Annotated in this window: 8 protein-coding genes; 7 read left to right on the top strand and 1 reads right to left on the bottom strand. The window is 47.8% G+C overall.

From position 1 onward, the window contains the following. Window positions 1-11: 11 nt before the first annotated feature. The 6 genes from BLV50_RS00605 (at window position 12) to BLV50_RS00630 (ending at window position 15,856) form a co-directional block, all read left to right on the top strand. Window positions 12-2,387, top strand: coding sequence for a glycoside hydrolase family 95 protein (locus BLV50_RS00605; RefSeq protein WP_090805191.1), 2,376 nt, complete (start codon window positions 12-14; stop codon window positions 2,385-2,387). A 132-nt stretch (window positions 2,388-2,519) separates the two neighbouring features. Continuing rightward, window positions 2,520-4,574: an alpha-galactosidase gene (locus BLV50_RS00610; RefSeq protein ID WP_371129212.1), complete on the top strand. Its 2,055-nt coding sequence runs from the start codon at window positions 2,520-2,522 to the stop codon at window positions 4,572-4,574. A gap of 154 nt (window positions 4,575-4,728) precedes the next feature. Continuing rightward, window positions 4,729-7,059, top strand: a complete 2,331-nt coding sequence (locus tag BLV50_RS00615) for a glycoside hydrolase family 95 protein (RefSeq protein ID WP_090805200.1) — start codon at window positions 4,729-4,731, stop codon at window positions 7,057-7,059. Between the two features lie 102 nt (window positions 7,060-7,161). Beyond that, complete coding sequence (locus BLV50_RS00620) at window positions 7,162-8,694, top strand: response regulator (RefSeq protein ID WP_090805203.1); 1,533 nt, start codon at window positions 7,162-7,164, stop codon at window positions 8,692-8,694. A gap of 297 nt (window positions 8,695-8,991) precedes the next feature. Continuing rightward, on the top strand, window positions 8,992-13,569 hold the full coding sequence (locus BLV50_RS00625; protein ID WP_177031092.1) for an S-layer homology domain-containing protein: 4,578 nt from the start codon (window positions 8,992-8,994) through the stop codon (window positions 13,567-13,569). Between the two features lie 166 nt (window positions 13,570-13,735). Continuing rightward, complete coding sequence (locus BLV50_RS00630; protein WP_090805211.1) at window positions 13,736-15,856, top strand: alpha-galactosidase; 2,121 nt, start codon at window positions 13,736-13,738, stop codon at window positions 15,854-15,856. 68 nt (window positions 15,857-15,924) lie between these two features. Here BLV50_RS00630 and BLV50_RS00635 read toward each other — a convergent pair whose 3' ends face one another. After that, on the bottom strand, window positions 15,925-17,652 hold the full coding sequence (locus BLV50_RS00635; RefSeq protein WP_170867765.1) for a cache domain-containing sensor histidine kinase: 1,728 nt from the start codon (window positions 17,650-17,652) through the stop codon (window positions 15,925-15,927). Window positions 17,653-17,905: 253 nt separating this feature from the next. On the opposite strand from BLV50_RS00635, the gene BLV50_RS00640 reads away from it, so the two are divergent. Further along, a complete protein-coding gene (locus tag BLV50_RS00640; protein WP_063564765.1) occupies window positions 17,906-18,862 on the top strand; it encodes an ABC transporter permease in 957 nt (318 codons plus the stop codon). The last annotated feature ends 24 nt before the right edge of the window (window positions 18,863-18,886 follow it).

Below are 18,886 nucleotides of genomic sequence, written 5' to 3' on the forward strand. Positions count from 1 at the left end.
GGAGAGTGCACATGAAACTTCAATATGACAAACCTGCACATGTATGGACGGAAGGGCTTCCCATTGGTAATGGCCGTCTGGGCGGTATGATCTTTGGTGGAGTGGAGCAGGAGAAAATCAGCTTAAATGAGGATACTTTATGGTCCGGTTATCCGAAGAACGGCAACAATCCTGGCGCAAAGGACGCTCTGCCAAAGGTCCGCAAGCTGTTACAGGAGGAACGTTATACAGAAGCGGACACGCTGACCAGAGAAATGATGGGACCTTACACTCAATCGTACCTGCCTTTCGGGAATTTACTCCTACGTTTTGAGCACGGGAACATCTACCATTCCTATAAGCGGACGCTGGATGTAGAACATGCAGTGCACAGCCTTGAATATCAGATTGGCCATGTTATATATACCCGTGTAATGTTTGCGTCGCATCCTGATCAGGTACTTGTACTGCGGCTGGCTGCGAGTGTGGAAGGTGCGTTGAATGTACATGCGTCACTGGATAGCCCGCTTCGGCATGTGACTAGTGTGAGGGAAGGCCGCTTTGTTATGGAAGGAACGGCCCCTGAACATGTCGATCCCAGCTATGTTGCAAGCGATGAGCCGATCCGATACGGTGATCCCGGAAATAACAAGGGCATGGTCTTTGAAGGCCAGCTAGCGGTGAAGACAGAGGATGGACAGGTAACGGTAGATGGCAGTGGAATTCATGTATTGGGTGCGACAACGGCAACCTTTTATTTCAGTGCGGCTACAAGTTTTAATGGTATGGATGCCATTCCGGGAGTCGATGGAAAAGATGCTTCCTTCACTGCAAGTTCATTTCTGAATGAGGCGGTAGCCAAGCCGTATGACAGCCTGCTTGACTCCCATATTGCGGATTACCGTTTACTGTTCGATCGTGTGAAGCTTCAGCTGGGGAATTCACCTGCTCCGGAGCAGATGTCCACTGAACAGCGGATTACGACCTATGGGGCGGGGGATCCGGGGCTTGTGGAGCTTCTCTTTCATTACGGGCGCTACTTGTTGATCGCAAGCTCCCGTCCGGGAACGCAGGCTGCTAATCTTCAGGGCATATGGAATGCAGTAACTCGTCCTCCCTGGAGCAGCAATTATACGCTGAATATTAATACTGAAATGAACTATTGGCCGGCTGAAATATGCAATCTGGCTGAATGCCATGAGCCCTTGCTGGACTTGATCAGCAATTTGGCGAAGAAGGGCGCTGAGACCGCACAGGTCAACTATGGCACCCGAGGCTGGACCACGCATCATAACACGGATATCTGGGGACAGACGGCTCCGGTGGGCAATTATGGTGACGGTGATCCAAGCTGGGCCTTCTGGCCGATGGGAGGTATTTGGCTGACCCAGCATTTATGGGAGCATTATGCCTTCAGCGGAGATGAGACGTATTTGCGGAATTCCGCGTATCCAGTGATGAAGGAAGCTGCGCTGTTCGCACTGGACTGGCTCATTGACGATGGTAGCGGTCACCTTGTGACTTCACCTTCGACTTCGCCGGAGCATAAATTCCGTACAACGGAAGGTGTAGCAGCGGTCAGTCCGGGTTCAACCATGGATATCTCATTGATCTGGGAGTTGTTTACCAACTGTATTGAAGCTTCGGAGATCCTTGGAGCGGACCCGGATTTCAGAAAAGAACTGGTGAGCATCCGTGAGCGTCTGCTGCCGCTGCAAGTCGGGAAATATGGCCAATTGCAGGAGTGGTCGAAGGACTATGAGGATGAGGACATTTACCACCGACATACCTCGCATCTGGTAGGCGTGTATCCGGGTCGACAGCTTTCGGACGAAGAGACACCAGAGTTGTTTGTCGCCGCCAGAACCTCCCTTGAGCGGCGGGGAGACGAAAGCACGGGCTGGAGCCTGGGATGGCGTGTTGCGCTTTGGAGTCGTTTCAGGGAGGGAAATCGTTCCCTGCATCTGCTCTCCAACATGCTGCGCCTGGTCAGAGATGGAGCGTCAGAGCAATACAACCATGGCGGTGTATATCCGAATCTTCTGGGCGCACATCCTCCGTTTCAGATCGACGGCAACTTCGCCGCCTCTGCCGGGATTGCCGAAATGCTGCTGCAATCCCACCGTCCTTATATAGAGCTGCTTCCTGCACTGCCGGATGCTTGGCAGCAGGGCAACGTTTCCGGCCTGCGTGCCCGAGGTGGCTTTGAGGTCAGCATCCGATGGGACAACGGACAACTTGCAGAAGCGCACATCACTTCGCACCTGGGTCGGGAGTGTGCGCTTAGAGGTGATGGCCCAATTGTGGTAACGCTTGACGGCAGCGTGGTTGAGACGGAGGACACCGATTTAAATATCATAGGTTTCCCTACATCTGCAGGACGTACTTACAAGATTAAGTTGAGTTAAATCGCGTTATGGATCGGAAGATCGTTGCATGGAAAATGCTCTATTCGGTCTTTATAATGAGGGCAGACTTGGGCAGGAGAGACATAATCAGCTCCGCTCAGGGCACAGCATGCAACAATAAGGAGGCATATGATGCTAACTAGCGATACAGCCGTACAAGTGCAGCAACAGAATGTTAATCTTGTAAGCGTTACAAATGGCCACGTGAGCCTGGAGATCAATCTTGAAAATGGTGAAGTGTCCTTCATCGGCAAGCATTCTTCCCATGTGAAGGGCATTCGTAGTGCTTTTCGCTGGCAGGGCCGGGAATACAGCACGGATCATTATCAGAACCATGAGCTGACGGCACAGGAAGATATTGTTCGAGAAGGATTTGGAAAAGGCATCCGCTTGGTCGTTCTGCATAAAGCCTCGTTGCTGCCGCAACTGGAGCAGCATTTCTATATGTATGAATCCTCACCGTATGTACTGGTGCAGACCGCTATAGTCGGTGATGAAGAGCTTAAGGCGAATCGCATGGCTGTCATCCAATCCAAAACCATATCACTCGGCGGAGAATCCGGCCAGAATGAACCAAGCATTCTGCGTGTTCCGTTTGACAACGATAAATGGGTCAGATATACGGTGGTTAAGCCGCCGCTTGATATGGAGAGTTATGAGGCGACAGCCTTGTTCGCGCCCGACAGCCGCCGGGGAATTGTGATGGGTTCCCTTACGCATAAGGTATGGAAAACAGGGATTCGTATGCAAAGCGAAAAAAGCGGACAAATTGAGGGACTTGATCTGTACGGCGGTGCGGTGGGTGAACTGACTCGCGATTCCCAGCCTCATGGTTATGTGAAGGGAAAAAGAGTTGAATCTCCATTGGTATTCGTCGGGTTCTATGAAGACTACCGTGAAGGTCTTGAAGCCTACGGTCAGGCTAATAGCTGGATTGAGGCTCAATTACCTTGGGAGGGCGGTGTCCCCATCGGATGGAACAGCTGGTCTGCGGCTATGAGTGATCTGGACTATGATCTATATACAGCGACCAGCGATTTTCTGAAAAATGAAGTGCAGCCGCTTGGATTCGAGAATGAGGATACGTTATATATCAACTTTGATGCTTTCTGGGACAATTTTACGCCGGAAGAGATGAAGAGCGCACTGGACCGAGTACGGCAAAACGGACATAGAGCGGGAACGTACTGGACCCCATTTGCCTTCTGGGGAGGGCCTGATCAGTTCGGTCAAGCGGTCGAAGGAACGAACGGCAAATACACCTATGCAGATATCCTGCTGCGTGACAGTGAGGGCGAAATTCTGCCAGATGTAGACGGTGGTCTGGCAATAGACCCGACACATCCTGGCAACCTGCAAAGAATCGACTGGTTCACGGATAAATTCATCGCGGAAGGTTTCGAATATATCAAACTGGATTTCTTGGCACATGGCTCGTTGGAGGGACAGCACCACAATTCGGATATTACAACAGGGATCGCGGCTTATCACTATGGCATGTCTTATTTGCAGCATAAGCTCTCGCCAGAAGTAATCGGACGGCCATTTTTCATAAACTTGTCCATCGCTCCATTATTTCCATATGCATTTGCCCACAGCCGCCGTATTTCCTGTGATGTCTTCGGTACACTTGCGGATACGGAATATATGCTGAACTCGCTGACACACGGTTGGTGGATGAGCAATACGCTCTATCGCTACAATGATCCGGATCATTCGGTGTTATACAAGAGCTTCAACCAGGAAGCTACCGGCTGGCATGAAGGACGTAGCCGCCTGACTGCTTCAGTCATTGCCGGTACGGTGCTTCTACTCGGGGATGACTTCCGCAAAGAGGATGCTGCCGAACGAGCAAAAGAATGGCTTGGTAACAAGGAGATTTTGAACGTTGCTCGTATGGGCAAAACCTTCCGACCAGTTGAAGGTGATTTTGGGAAGCTGTCTTCTGACGTGTTTGTCCTTGAATCGTCGGAAGAGAAAAGTTTCTATCTCGCCGTCTTCAACTTTGATGCTGCACAGGCCGCGGTGAAATCCATCTCGCTGGAGCGGGCCGGACTAAACACCAATGCCGTTTACAGTTTGCAAGATCTGTGGGAAGGCTCACAAGGGGAAACGTCTGGAGAGCTTACGGTCTCACTGGAACCGGCGGAATCCAAAATCTTCAGATTGACCGTGAAGGGAAACTGACCTGGGAGAAATGATAACCCAGAGAAGTAAACGGTTTTAGAATATAAAAACAAAGTCAAACGCGCGCTTTTGTATCTCACAGATCGCGCGTTTGTCTGTTTTGGGTCATGAGTCTATCTGTATAGATAATCATTATTGGACTGGAGGACATGATATGAACGATTTTACTTTGTGGTATTCAACCCCTGCAGCGGATTGGTCTCAAGGCCTGCCGCTGGGCAATGGAAGAATAGGGGCGGTTGTTATGGCGTCTTCGCATCGAGAAGTATGGAGTATGAGCGAGGTCACCTACTGGTCGGGTCGAATTGATCCGGAGCACCCTTCCGAAGGAGGCAAGGCTGCACTTCAAGAGATGCGAGATCATTTTTTCTCTGGGGATTATGATGGAGGAGACCGTCTTGCCAAGCAGCATTTACAGCCAAAGAAACGTAATTTCGGCACCCATCTTGGATTATGTGATATTGTTATTGATTTTGGGAAGAAGAATTCGGGTTCTGATGAAGCTGGAAGCTTCCAACGCGAGCTGGATCTGACTCATGCGCTGGCCGGGGCGTTCTGGAAGGATGACAACATCACGATTCTTCGTGAAGTTTTCGCTTCTCACGCCGATGATATAGTGGCCTCAAGAATTTGGAGCAATGTTCAGGGTTGCGTATCCTTTACACTTGGCTTGCAGGCAGGCACGGACTCATTCAAGGTAGTAGCCTTAGATGACAACACGCTTGAATTCCAAGGGCAGGCAACGGAAAATGTACATAGTGATGGGACTTGCGGCGTATGGGCCAAGGGTTTGGTCAAGTTGGTTGTATCCGGGGGTACCATCGTAAGTAGAGATGGTCGATTGAACGTGACCGGAGCGGATGAGGCATGGATTTATTTTAGTGTAAGCACGGATTATCGCCGTACAGATCAGGATTGGAAAACAGAGAACGAGTATACGCTGATGAAGGCTTTAAACAAGGGGTATGCCTTGCTTAGGGAGGATCATCTCCGCGATTACGGCAAGCAATATGACAAGGTTGATATTCAGTTGGGGCTCAAGGGGAAATCCGGTCTGGCTACAGATCAACGTATTCGTTTGTTGGAACAGGGTAATGGGGATGAAGATCCGCAGCTGTACGCATTGTTTTTTCAATATGGACGGTATCTGACCATTGCGGGGTCTCGCGAGAACTCTCCGCTGCCACTCCATCTCCAAGGAATCTGGAATGATGGTGAAGCGTGCCGAATGGGCTGGAGCTGTGATTATCACCTTGATATGAATACCCAGATGAATTATTACCCCACAGAGATTACGAATCTAGGAGAGAGCCATCTTCCGTTATTTAGGTATGTTGAGGATCTGGCACAGGCGGGCAGGGAAACGGCTCGTAATGTATATGGATGCGATGGGTGGGTCGCTCATGTCTTCTCCAATGTATGGGGCTTTACGTTGCCTGGATGGGAGACCTCATGGGGGCTGAACGTTACAGGCGGATTATGGCTGGCTACACACCTGATTGAGCATTATGAGTACAGTCAGGATCGTGTTTTCCTAGAGAATGTGGCCTATCCTGTACTTAAGGAATCCGCGGCTTTCTATCTGGACTACATGTGTGAGCATCCTCGGAACGGTTGGCTGGTGACGGGTCCTTCCAATTCGCCGGAAAATCATTTCTATTCTGATAATTCGAGAGAGGGGGCACAGCAGCTGTCCATGGGAACGACAATGGACCAGATGCTGGTGCGCAGGCTCTTCGAATTTTGTCTTAATTCAGTTGAACTTTTGAACAAAGACGAGGAACTTGGACGCAAGCTGGAAGAAGCAATCAGCAAGCTACCACCTCTACAGATCGGGAAGAAAGGTCAGTTACAGGAGTGGCTGGAGGATTATGAGGAGGTGCAGCCGGAGCATCGGCATTTGTCTCATATGTATGCGCTGTATCCGGACAATCAGATTACACCTGACCATACACCGGAACTCAGTACTGCAGCACGAGTAACGCTGGAGAACCGCATGGTCCAGGAAGAGCTGGAGGATGTTGAATTTACAGCTGCTTTGTTTGGACTGGGTTTTGCGAGATTGCACGATGGGGAGACGGCATATAAACACCTCTCACATTTGATCGGCGGCCTGTGCTTCGATAATCTGTTCACCTATTCCAAATCCGGAATTGCTGGAGCAGAGAGCAATATTTTCGTCGTTGATGGAAATTTCGGCGGTACAGCTGTCGTAGCGGAGATGCTGCTGCAAAGTTATGCGGGCGAGATCCACCTTCTCCCAGCGCTTCCACAGGCATGGAGCACCGGCTCGATAACTGGGCTGAGAGCAAAAGGAAATGCCGAGGTTGACATCGTCTGGGAGAATGGAAAGCTGACCTCTACGAACATTCACACTTTCTCGCCGGGAACGTTCACCATTTGTTGGGGCAACCATAGAACGATCCTTCATGCCGAAGCAGGCGAAAGTTACTATTTCAATAGCGAGCTGGAGTTGGTAAAATAACACGATCTATACTTGAAAATAACTTTCATTTATATGGACCATGGTCCAACGGGGGGAAAAACATATAATAGAGACAGAAAGAGACAAAGGGAGGGGACGTTGATGTACAGTATTTTTTTGGTAGACGATGAAGAACTGGGACTTGAGATGATGAGGGATTACATTCGTTGGGAAGAGATGGGTATCTATATCATGGGAACGGCGAGTAACGGCAGGGAGGCCTTGGAGAAGATTGAGGCCACCCAGCCTGATATCGTTCTTACCGATGTTCAGATGCCGATAATGAACGGTATTGATCTGGCGAGAAAGATACATGAGAGCTACGACTCGATCCAGGTGATGTTTCTGACCGGGCACGATGAATTTCAATATGTAAAATCGGCTATCAACGTAGGGGCCGTGGGATATATGCTAAAACCTTTGGATTTAAACGAAATTGAAAGCGTTATCAGTAAAGTTAAACAGCGTTGTGAAGAAGTTGCAATGAAGAACCGTTCCATGGAGGCAGCCAAAGCCAATATCCTGAAGGAGTTATCTTACGAAAAAAATGAGGATCGTGCTCTTGATCTCGCTTTTAGTTTCAGCCGTCTAACCCGACAACCGGAGACCACCCGATATGCAATGGCCTTGTTCAGTATCGATCCCAAGGAGGCTGAAGAGGAACAGCAAAGTCTGGAGGAATGTACAGGACGGCTGGTGTCTTTTCTCGACCATTTCTTCAAGGCGAAGAACCTGAAAGCGATCTTTGTGGATTACAAGGAAGGAGAGACGGGTGTATTTATGGAAGCGGCCCAGCAGCCGGGACATTATGCGTGGGAAGACTTGGCTGAGGCTATTCGTAGTGCCCTCGATTTTACGGTGACGGCAGCTGTAGGAGGACAAGAGACAGAGTTATCCCATATTCACTGTCTGTACGAACAGACACGCATCGTTTTGAATGAGCGTTTCTATGAAGGTACAGGCACCATTATTCATGCGGAGTCGCTTTCAAACCAGTTTTATACGGAGCATATGCCCCCTTTTGAACAAAAGGAATGGTTTGAGGCCATTAACCGACTGGATTTTGAATGGGCGGCACAGAAGCTGCACGGGTATATTGAGGGATTGGCAACACTGCGAGTTAAGAAGAAATTCATCTGCGACTGGTCGATAGATCTCGTTAATGAGCTGCTGGAGCAGCTTCATAAACCTGTTCCGAAGCGGGCTGAGCTGTATCATTCCATCTATAATGCACTGACTCTGCATGAGATCGAGGATCTGATTCTCGGTACTGCGGAAGATGCCGTGAGTATGCTGGGTGAGCGGTTTATGGACAAAAATGCAAAATTGATTCACAAGGTCCGTACTCTCATCGATCAGAATTACAATCAGCCGATTACCATCAACAGCCTGTCTGATCAGGTCTATTTGTCACCAAACTATTTGAGATCCATTTTTAAGGACAAAACAGGGATGACAATTCACGATTATCTGACACGCATCAGACTGGATAAAGCCAGGGAACTGCTGGCAGATGGCTCGCTCAAGATTCACGATATCGCGCAGAACGTGGGCTATGAAAGTTCATCTTATTTTATATCTCTTTTCCTGAAGACAGAGGGCGTAACACCCAACGAATACAGGAAAAGTATATGAAGATACAGGCTGTCTGGTAACGATCACGATCCTCCCGTTTTCCTTGAACATGATTTGGATAGGCTCCCTCTTACTAACCCATGATATGGCGAATGAAAGAGGCTTTCCTGTATGAATAGTAACATTGTGGTATGGAACATCCCCCTCCTCCTTTTTACAATTAGGCATATAGGAAAGGAAGGAGGAGAGAGGGGATTTAACAGCTCTTTATGAAAGCGATTACAGATGATGGCTGTGAACCGCCGCAGGATAGGCATATGGAGACCTAACTCAATCATAAGAAAATGGAGGCATGTTATGTTGGGACGGATTATGAAAAAAGGATTTGTGTTCTTTATCATTTTTTGCTTGGTAGTTGGCGGGGGCCAGTTCGTCCGAACAGCTCACGCCGATGATATGAATACCTATGAAGCCGAGGCCGAGGGAAATATTTTGCTTGGTAACGCGAAAATCTCTGATAGCCCGACGGCTTCAGGCGGCAAAAAGGTCGGAGGCATGTACCAAGGCAGTTCCTTGCAATTTAACAATGTTACTGTAAGTGAGACAGGAAATTATAAGATTTCCGTTGACTACATTTCAGGTGATTCGCGGCCGTTCAATATTAGTGCGAATGGCGGGGAGAAGCAATTTGAAGAACCGCCCAAGACAGTCGACTGGGATACGGTGGGAACGTATGATGTGACTCTTCCGTTGAACGCGGGTACCAACACAATCCTGATTGATGACAACAACTGGTATTCTCCCGACATCGACAAGATTGTGATCCGCGGTTTGGACAGTGACCACCCGGGAGAAGGTGGCGGAGACGACTGGAAGAAAAATCTGCATGGTGCAATCATTGAGGCAGAAGCAGCCGACAATATTTTGAAAGGCAATGCCAAGGTGGTGGACAGCAGTATCAGTTCAGGCGGAAAAAAAGTAACGGATCTGAACAAAAACAGTTCACTGCAATTTACGAATGTTACTGTACCGGCAGATGGTACATATTTGATCCGAATATCTTATATTTCTGGTGACCAGCGACCTGTCTATATGCAGGTGAACAATGAGACGGATGAGATGATTGATCTGCCCAAAACGGCAAGCTGGAATACGGTAGGCACGTATGATGCAGAAGCTTCCCTCGATAAGGGAGTTAATACCATTACGTTCTCGGATCATGATGGGTACTCCCCCGATTTTGACCGAATCGAAGTAATCCCGTATACGCTTAGCTATGAAGCCGAAGATTCGGGCAATACACTGACTGGTGAAGCGCGTGTAACAGAGAGTCCGAATGCTTCCGGAGGCAAAAAGGTCGGCTACCTGAATGGCGGGAGCTCCTTGACGTTCAATAAAATTATAGCCCCAATGACAGGTGATTACCGCGTTAAGGTAGATTATTTTTCCGGTGATCCGCGGAGTTTCTATGTCCATGCGAATGATGGGGAAGAGCAGTTCCACGACCTGCCTAAAACCCCGGATTGGGATACGGTAGGTACGTATGATCTTACCCTCCCATTAACTGAGGGCGAGAATACGATTACCTTTTCAGATAACAATGGCTATTCTCCCGATCTGGACCGGATTATCGTAGAGCCTGCGATAGAGACAGAACCCGAAAATCCAGGTGAAGGAGATGACGATCTGGGAACACCGGGTGACTCGCAACAATACGGGGATATCACGGTGACTGATTACACGTATGGCCTTCTGGTATCTAACGGACAATACGAAGTGTCTTATAATACCCAGACTGGATTCGTCGGCTATAGCTGGGCAGAAGGGCAGAAGATGCGGGGGATTTTCAGCAGCATTAAACTTGGTGACGGCCTTGTGGAAACCAAAGGTTATGAGAGTCATAAGAGCGGTGGAACACCTGTGGAGATTCAGGATGGATTCGGCAAAGGCATTGAGTTGAACTTTGTTCATACGTCAATTGGCAATCCAACCCTGAAGCAGGTCTATCGGTTTTATGAAGATAAATCGTATTTCCTCAACCGTCTGGATGCCTTCAGTGCTACAGAGATCCAAAGTAATTACATGTCACCAATTACCGTAAAAAATTCGGGTGGTGTGGATATCGGCGTAAGCTCGGATAATCGTGTGCTTACAGTACCTTTTGACAATGACGCCTGGATTCGCTATAAATCTCAAACGATGAACCGGGCGGATACCAGTTACGAAATGACAACGGTATTCAATAACTCAACACGTAACGGTCTTGTGATTGGTTCAGTAACCCATGACACCTGGAAGACCGGTATTGACTGGAAAGGCTCAGCTAATCGTCTGAATGAATTTGCTGTGTATGGTGGTGCAGCGAGTGACGTTACTCGCGACACCCAACCACATGGCAGCCTGACCGGTACTGAGCTGTCCTCACCATTGATTATGGTAGGTGGTTTCAGTGATTACCGCACAGGACTTGAAGAATACGGAAAAGCCAATGCGATTATTACACCTCCGCTGGCGTTGAATCCGGAGCTGCCACAAGGTGTTCCAGTAGGTTGGAATAGCTGGGGAGCTTATGATAGCGGGCTTTCGTATCAGAACGTAGTGGATGTGTCCAATTATTTCAAGAATAACCTTAAGAAATTCAACAATAACGGAAATGTATTCATTAATATGGATTCCTACTGGGATAATCTAAGTGATGCAGAGCTTGCCCAAGCCGTATCTGTAATTAAGGACAATGGTCAGCATGCAGGCATCTATTGGGGACCATTTGTGTATTGGGGCAACGATATGAGCCAAAAAGTAGATGGTACCAACGGGCAATATACGTATGGTGATATTGTGCTCAAGGATGCTCAGGGGAAACCTCTGCCTACGCTGGATGGAGCATATGCACTGGATGTGACACATCCGGGGAGTCAAATGCGTATGAATTATTTTCTGGATAAGTTTAAATCACTTGGATTAACATTCATCAAACTGGATTTCCTGACCCATGGATCACTGGAAGGCCAACACTATGACACTACCGTGACGACAGGAATCCAGGCATACAATGAAGGGATGCGTTATGTCGAAGAGCGATTGGATGGGAAAATGTTTATTAGTGCGTCCATTGCACCGATTTTTCCAAGTCAATACGCGCATAGCAGACGGATCTCTTGTGACACCTATGGCAAAATCAATGAGACGGAGTACATGCTCAATTCATTGACATATGGTTTCTGGCAAAATGGAACGATCTATTCTTATACAGACCCAGATCATTTGGCATTAAGCAGTGCTTCAAGCCTGGAGGAAGCCCGTAGTCGGGTAAATTCCGGTGTGATTGCCGGCACGGTGATGATGGATTCCGATGATGTGAACGATCCCAAGGCACAGGAATACATGACAGCATTGTACAATAACACGGATGTTCTTCAGGTGGCGCTGAAAGGAAAAGCATTCAAGCCGCTTGAAGGGAATACGAATGCAAATGCTGCGGATACGTTTGTTCTGAAAGACGGCAATAATTATTACCTTGCCGTATTTAATTACAGCGCCAATAGTTCAGCGAACAAAACGATTAATTTGGGTCGTGCCGGATTGAATGAATCCAAATCCTACACGTTACAAGATTTGTGGACAGGTGAATCTTCGTCAGCCACGGGTTCATGGTCCATCTCGCTTGGACCGGCTGAATCGAAGTTGGTTAAATTGACCGAAAAACCAGTCAACCCGGAAAATCCAGGCAACCCAGGCAACCCAAGCAACCCAGGGAATCCTGGCAACAATGGAAATAACAACAATACTAGTGGAAACTCCGGCAATAGCACTGTTCAGGAGAAGGATACAGCAAAACTGGTCATCACAGCCGATATGCTGAAAGTGGACAGTGGGGCAGGGAAAGCCGTTGTGGACATCAAGGCTGGTACTCAGGAGCTACAATTGTCATCTGCTGTTTTACACCAGCTCGGCGACCGTGCACTGGAAGTGAAATCAGGCAAATTAACCCTGCAAGTACCTGCGAGTTTGTTCCAGCAGCTGTTGAGCAAGCTACCAGCGGGGCAACAGGAAGATAGTACCATTTCCTTGAAAATGGTTCCGCTTGGCAGCAAGGCCAAGGAGGTCATTGCTGCAGTGGAATCATCTTCCCGGGCAACGGTTTCCCTTAAGGGAGAAATCTATGAATTCAGCCTTTCGGTAACAACTAAATCTGGTACAACCGAAACACTCTCTGCGTTCGATCATCCGGTTACGCTGAGTCTGGAAGCGGCTGAAGGCTTCGACCCTTCACAGGGGGGGATTTATTATATTAACGAAAATGGGAAATTGGAATTTCTCAAATCGGATTACGTGAATGGCGTATTAACGACTAAAGTGAGACACTTCAGCAACTATGCCGTTCTGGAACTGGATCGGACGTTTGCTGATGTTCCGGCCAATCATTGGGCCAGCTCTGTAATCAAGGAGTTAGCAGTGAAGGGGTATGTTGAAGGCACAAACGAAGATCGATTTGAGCCAGGTCGGGCAGTCACTCGCGCTGAATTCACCGCCATGCTCGTTCATTCTCTGGGACTGACCGTAGCAGGGGAATTACAATTTACAGATGTAGCGACAGATGCCTGGTACGCGGAACCCATCGCGATTGCGACCCAAGCTGGTATTGTCAACGGCCGAAGCGCAACCAGTTTCCAGCCGGACGCACGGATTACCCGAGAGGAAATCACGGTGATGCTGATGAAAGCATACGAACTGAATGATGGGAAAGTGCCTGTTGGTTCTACAGACATCTTGTTTACAGATATGGCTCAGGTTTCTTCATGGGCAACTGCTTCGGTAAAGGATGCAGCCCAACTAGGACTAGTTCAAGGCCAAAGACAGGGGCAGTTTGTGCCTAAAAGGATAGCTTCCCGTGCAGAGGCGGCTCAGGTCATCTATAACCTGATTTTGAAGTAAGATTTAAGGCTGCGAATTGCATCGCAGCCTTATTTTCATAATTTGAAATGAGAGATGATTTCCCCTATGGATTGTAAGAATGCGATATGGCTAATTTAACTCCTGCTTCCTACAATAATAGGTATGTTCACAACACACAGCACGAGGGAAACAGGAACTCGAAAGGATGATAAACTTGACGATTCAATATAATGAACAACTACGTATATTTGCAATACAGACGCAAAATTCGTCCTACATTTTCGGAATTAATGAGAGGGAACACCTCCAGCATCTGTATTGGGGTAACCCTGTGGACATCGAGGACAGCGCTCCGTTGCTCCATCTACAATCCCATAGCTCTTTTGACGCGGAAGTGGAAGGAGAGGTGGAGGAGTACAGCTTCTGGGGAGGAGCATCTTATACAGAGCCATCTCTGAAGCTGCGTATGTCTGATGGTGTCCGCGATCTTCAGGTAAAGTATGACCGTCACGAAATCATTGAACAAGATGGCAGACAGACGTTGATTATCACGTTGAAGGATCAGGTCTATACACTTGAAACGCAGCTGATATATCGGGTCATCCCGGAATTGGACCTGGTGGAGCGTTACGCCAATATCGTAAATACGGGACAGGAGGATATCGTGCTGGAAAGTATGCATTCCGCAGCCTGGACATTGCCATATCTCCAGGATTACCGCCTGACGCATGTTACAGGGAAATGGTCGGGTGAATTCCAACTGCGCAATACCGTTTTGACAGAGGGAAAAAAGATACTTGAATCGCGGAGAGGTTTCACGGACGGTCATGCCAACCCATGGTTTGCGATTGATGATGGTCTTTCGACAGAAAGCGGCGGCGGGGTATGGTTTGGTGCTCTGGCCTGGAGCGGCAACTGGAAGATTGTTGCGGAGAAGACCCCATTCACGCATGTGCGGGTAACAGGTGGCATCAATGATTTTGACAATGAATGGTTGCTGGGTGCGGGCGAAACGTTTGAGACGCCTGTCTTTGTCGGCGGATTCAGCCCAGAAGGCTTTGGCGGAATGAGCCACCGCTTGCATCAATATCAATACAATTACATACTGCCTCGCAGTGAAATCGGGAAAGTGCTGTACAACTCCTGGGAAGCTACCTACTTCGATGTTAACGCACAGGACCAAATGGCGCTTGCCGAGCGGGCAGCCAAGATGGGCGTGGAGCTGTTCGTCGTGGATGACGGCTGGTTTGGACAGCGGCATTCCGACCGAGCGGGGTTGGGCGACTGGAACGTGAATATGGAGAAGTTCCCGAACGGACTTGTTGAGCTGATTGACCGGGTTCACGGACTTGGGATGGAGTTCGGCATATGGGTAGAGCCGGAGTCGGTCAACCCAGATAGTGATCTCTATAGAGCACATCCAGACTGGGTATATCATTTTGAGACCCGGGGACGTACGGAGCTTCGCAATCAGCTGCTGCTGAATATTTCCAAGCCGGAGGTTAAGCAATACATTATCGATTTTATGACCGAACTGCTTGGCAACCATGAGATTAAGTTCATTAAATGGGACATGAACCGGACCATCACAGAACCTGGCATGAAGGGGCACCCTATTAACCGCCAGAAAGAAGTATGGGTAAGGCATGTTCAGAGTCTCTATGATATCTGGGCACAGCTGAGAGCCAAGTTCCCGGATGTGGAGTTTGAGACTTGCGCAGGAGGTGGCTCGCGAATTGATTTGGGTATCTTCCGTTATGCCGACCAGTCCTGGCCGAGTGACAATACGGATGCGTTCGACCGTCTGAGCATTCAGGAAGGCTTCTCCTATACGTACGCACCACGTATGATGACCTGTTGGGTAACTGAGTCACCTACAGGAATGAACGGTCGAAACGTCTCCCTGAAGTATCGTTTCCACAGCGCAATGATGGGCACGCTTGGTATTGGCTCCAATCTGAACGAGTGGAGTGATGAATGGATTGAGCAGTCCGGGGAATTCATCGGTCAGTACAAAGGCATTCGCCATCTCGTGCAATTCGGCAGACAATTCCGTCTGACTGAGCTTCGCCATAAGGGGGTTACGGCTGTCCAGTACAGCGATGCTGCCGCAAGTGAACATGTGCTGTTCGCTTTTCTTCACTCGCAGAAGCTGGGTGAACCGTTGCCTAGACTGCGTTTGGCAGGTCTTCAGGCTGACAAGACCTATCTCATTGAAGGACTGGGATTATCGGTCAGTGGCCGTGCGCTGATGAACATTGGGGTGGAATTGCCTCTACGTGGCGATTTCGACAGCCTGGTGTATCGTATCCGTGAGCAGGTATAAAAGGATGCTGTAGAATGGTTTAATAGGAGTGCTTTGCAAGCCACTAGTGGCTGCACTGCACTCCTTTTTTATTGGATCTCTTTTTGTGGCAGACGGATTTGGACCGTGGTTCCCATGCCTAGTTTGCTATACACTTTTACACCGTAATATTCACCAAATTTCAGCTTAATTCTCCGATCCACATTTGAAATGCCATAGCCGCGTCCTTCTTTCTCTTCAAACAAAGACTGAAGCGTCTCACGCCGCATGCCCATTCCATCGTCTATAACAGATAAGATGATACTATTGTTCTCGATGACGCCCTTGATATGGATATTTAGGGGCCGATCCTGGTTCCAAAGTGCATGAATCACTGCATTCTCCACAAAAGGCTGTAACGCAAGCTTTACGGTCGAGTAGGGCAAGATCGATTGATCTATCGTGTAGGTGATATTCAGCTTGCCTTTAAATCGAATAAGCTGAATGGCATTATAGCTCTGCGTCAATTTCAATTCCTCATTGATGGTCAGGATGCTCTTTCCTTTATTCAGGGATATCCGATAAAACTTGGCTAGATGAAGGACCATATCCTGGATCTGCGGATCCTGATGCTTTACGGCCAGAGAGGAGATCGAGCCGAGTGTGTTATACAGAAAGTGAGGATTGATCTGAGCTTGAAGCAGGTCAAGCTCGGCTTCCTTACTCTGTAGCTCCTTCTGGTAGACCTCCGTAACCAGACTTTTCAGCCGGGTTGTCATCTGTTCGAATGCAAAGTGAAGCTGTCCTATCTCATCATTGCCCATTTGTTCCTCATGGGTAGGATTGAAATCCCCCCGTTCAATGCGCCGAATCATGCGAATTAACGTCCTGATACGTTTGCTGAACAGCGATGCAGTAATATAAATGAGCAACAGCGCCACGCCGATGAAGCCCAGTGAAATTTTGATAATAAGCTGAGAGAGAGATTTGGCATCTTTGATAATACTGTCGTAAGGGAAGATGGACACCGTTTTCCAGCCATTTTTAAGCGTGTTATAGACCGCTAGAGCCTTCACGTCTTGATAAGTTGTATCAAATCTGCCTGAAGGCGTCTCGTCAAAATTTTGATGAAGCAATTCGGGCAAGCTTGTATTGATTAACTGTTTGTCCGCTGAAGAAAGAATAATGCCCTTGTCATTTATAATAAAGATATCTTTGCCGCCTGCTTCTTTTTCCATGAGAGAGTAGATGACAGACTCGGAAATTTGAAAGACCAGCATTCCGTAGGGATACTGATTACTGTTGTTGTTCAGCAGCCGGGCAAGCGTAAACATGGCGGGACTATTCTCTGTCTGCGGCGATGAGAGATGAATAATGTTCCCATAGGATTGTTTCAATTTGTGGAACAGTTCCGTGTTCTGAACTTCGGGTGTAATCGGCCGGATATAATAATTGTCTTTGGGCAGAGATGGATTGTCTGAATAAATGAATGCGCTATCAAAATCGGGGTAGGCAGCCATCACGGTGTCGATTCGATTGCCAATATAATTATAGACATCCAAATAAGACGGATCATCCTGATACTCGTTCGTAAGGTAATTGGCAAGGCGGTTATCCAAATAAATGGAGGCGGAAATATGTTCGTAGCTATCCAGTTTATTCTCCAGATTTTTAGTGATCTGAGCTGTGGAGTTCGTCATGTTGATGTAGATCTGCTCGGTAAGTTTCGTTTTGGTAAGTTCATAGGAAAAATAAACCAATAACATCATTGGAATGATGGTGACGAGTACAAATACCATAAATAGTTTGGAACGAAAGCTCAGGTTAACAAAAGGCATGTATATGTATTTTCGATAGAATTGGCGCATTTGGAAGCCCTCTCTTGACTGATTATTCGTTGCACAATTCATCATAGCAGAGTGAATATGGAAAACCAATCCTCTCTTTTTACAAAAACATCTTTAAAAAGCGGTATCTTTCGGAGAATTCGACTATGGCAAGCGATCTGCGTCAAATTTATGATAAATAGGAGAGAAGTTGAATCAAGATATGGCCGGCCATGCTGCTGTATAGAAAAAGGGAGGGTACTTAATGCATAAGGTAAGCGCTATCAAAACAGTCAGGAGCAATAATCTGATAAGCAGACTAAAAGAGCAAAAATGGTTATTCGTGCTTATGCTTCCTGCCTTCATTGCGACATTGCTATTTTCCTATGGTCCGATGTTCGGACTGTATATGGCGTTTACGAATTATCAGCCGGGTGGGGGATCTTTTTTATACCAGTTCTTCCATGCCGAATTTGTAGGTTTCCAGTGGTTTGAGTATTTCTTTACAACAGGGGATTTCTATCGGGTTATGCGTAATACGCTTGCGACAAGCTTGCTGACGCTGTTCTTCGGATTTCCTGCGCCAATCATTCTCGCGCTTGTACTTAATGAAGCGAGACAGGGATTTTTCAAACGTTTTGTACAGACGGTTTCTTATCTGCCGCATTTTATCTCATGGGTTATTGCAGCCAACATTGTAATTACGCTGCTTGCTTCGGATGGAATGCTTAACAATATTCTGGTTCTGCTGGGCATTGTCAAAGAACCAGTCGCATTTTTGCAGAACGGGCCTCTATTCTGGTGGATTATCGCATTGTCGAACATGTGGAAAGAGATGGGGTTCAGCGCCATTATGTATCTCGCCGCAATCGCATCCATTAATCCGGAGCTCTACGAAGCGGCCAGGGTGGACGGAGCCAGCCGATTTAAGCAAATGTGGCATATAACGCTGCCATCCATGCGCCCTACTATTGTCATATTGGCTATTCTCGCGGTTGGAGGCATTTTGAATGCAGGATTTGAACAGCAATACCTGCTGCAAAATAATACCGTGCTTGAATACTCCGAAGTAATTGATATTTATGCTTACAAATACGGACTACAGAACAGCATGTTCTCTTACGGTGCTGCCGTGGGGATGTTCAAATCCGTTGTTGCCTTTATTCTTGTCCTCATCGTGAACCGGATTTCCAGAAAAGTGAACGACCAGGCGTTGTTCTAACTACAAAAGACAGAGGGGAGCGCT

The sequence above is a fragment of the Paenibacillus sp. 276b genome (genome assembly GCF_900107875.1).
Lineage (GTDB): Bacteria > Bacillota > Bacilli > Paenibacillales > Paenibacillaceae > Paenibacillus > Paenibacillus marchantiae.

What these genes read in the sequence shown, in the direction of transcription:
- BLV50_RS00605 (WP_090805191.1), top strand. Translation starts at nt 12, where the DNA reads ATGAAACTTCAATATGACAAACCTGCACATGTATGGACGGAAGGGCTT.
- BLV50_RS00610 (WP_371129212.1), top strand. Translation starts at nt 2,520, where the DNA reads ATGCTAACTAGCGATACAGCCGTACAAGTGCAGCAACAGAATGTTAAT.
- BLV50_RS00615 (WP_090805200.1), top strand. Translation starts at nt 4,729, where the DNA reads ATGAACGATTTTACTTTGTGGTATTCAACCCCTGCAGCGGATTGGTCT.
- BLV50_RS00620 (WP_090805203.1), top strand. Translation starts at nt 7,162, where the DNA reads ATGTACAGTATTTTTTTGGTAGACGATGAAGAACTGGGACTTGAGATG.
- BLV50_RS00625 (WP_177031092.1), top strand. Translation starts at nt 8,992, where the DNA reads ATGTTGGGACGGATTATGAAAAAAGGATTTGTGTTCTTTATCATTTTT.
- BLV50_RS00630 (WP_090805211.1), top strand. Translation starts at nt 13,736, where the DNA reads ATGATAAACTTGACGATTCAATATAATGAACAACTACGTATATTTGCA.
- BLV50_RS00635 (WP_170867765.1), bottom strand. Translation starts at nt 17,652, where the DNA reads ATGCCTTTTGTTAACCTGAGCTTTCGTTCCAAACTATTTATGGTATTT.
- BLV50_RS00640 (WP_063564765.1), top strand. Translation starts at nt 17,906, where the DNA reads ATGCATAAGGTAAGCGCTATCAAAACAGTCAGGAGCAATAATCTGATA.